At 44.9% G+C, this 1,106-nt stretch carries 1 protein-coding gene; it reads right to left on the bottom strand.

The features are described 5' to 3' along the window. On the bottom strand, nucleotides 1-998 hold a 998-nt coding region (locus tag F0229_RS21610), incomplete at its 3' end, for an IS4 family transposase (protein ID WP_171733693.1). Nucleotides 999-1,106 lie beyond the last annotated feature (108 nt).

Genomic DNA, 1,106 nt, shown 5'->3' with positions numbered 1-1,106 from the left:
CCATCAACGATGGCCTTTTGTGCGGTGACAAATCGTTGCCAGTTGGTGTGAGACTTTAACTCTTTAAAAAGCAGTTCCACCTGCCATCGACAGCGGTAGATCGCCATGATGTCATCGGCAGTAAAGGTGTCTGAAGGTAAGTTAGTTATCCAAATGCAGAATCGTTTTTCTTCAGCAAACCATCGTCGCACGACTCTAAACTCTTGTTTACCTCGACGGACTTTTAGGTCAAGGACCTGCGAACGGTTGGTACCTCGAGTAATGTCTTTCAGCTTCTTCCCTTCTAGCTTAGGCAGCAGTCGCCCCTTGCCGTTCCTTGCCTCAATAATCATAGGGTTCAGAGACTTAGCACCTCGGACAATATAGAATCCGCCATGCTGTTCAAGCTCTCGAAAGAAGTGGAAATCAGGATACCCTGCGTCAGCTAACAGCAATTTGTTGTTCATCGTTTTGGGCTCAGGTAAAAAATCTCTTTCTGATGCCGTATCAGCGCTGATGTTCATCGCGACTGGAGAAAAGCTTTTCAACGACATTGTCATATGACATTCAACCGCTGCAGGGTTACGTTTAAATCGACTCGGATAAACATCCGCCAGGTCACGATGGATGTGGAAAGAGCTGCCATCTTGAAGCAGTACATCATCAAAGGTGTCGAGCTTATTTGGTAGACCGACATTCTGCTGGCGAGCAAATTGAGCTATTGCTCGCATAACAAGTTGCCTCATGAAATTAGGAAACTCATTTTTCCTCAACTGGTTATGGTAAGGCTTGTATGCCACGGCACCTTCAGGGCTCAAGCACATCCCATTGAATTGTCGCAGTAAATCCGCAATGGAAGTGCAGTTTCCTTTGCTTAACGCGGCCACTAAGCTAATGACTAGCTGCTCGGGTAATATCGCCCGACACCGTTTCATCAGGCCTGTACTTTTCGCCATTTTTTGGAGGGTGTCAGCATTAAAGAATTGCTTAAATTGCTTCTGTAAGGAGATAATCGTCATCGGCTTCACTATTGATGTAGGTAGTTTGTTTGGCGACGATTATCTGATCATAAATGAAGCCTTTTTTCTATCTAAATAAACAAGTTAGCTCTTAAGATCCTGTCTATG

This window comes from Vibrio sp. AIC-3 (genome assembly GCF_013114515.1).
Taxonomy (GTDB): Bacteria; Pseudomonadota; Gammaproteobacteria; order Enterobacterales; family Vibrionaceae; genus Vibrio; species Vibrio crassostreae_C.
This window is presented reverse-complemented; position numbering and strand designations above follow the sequence as displayed.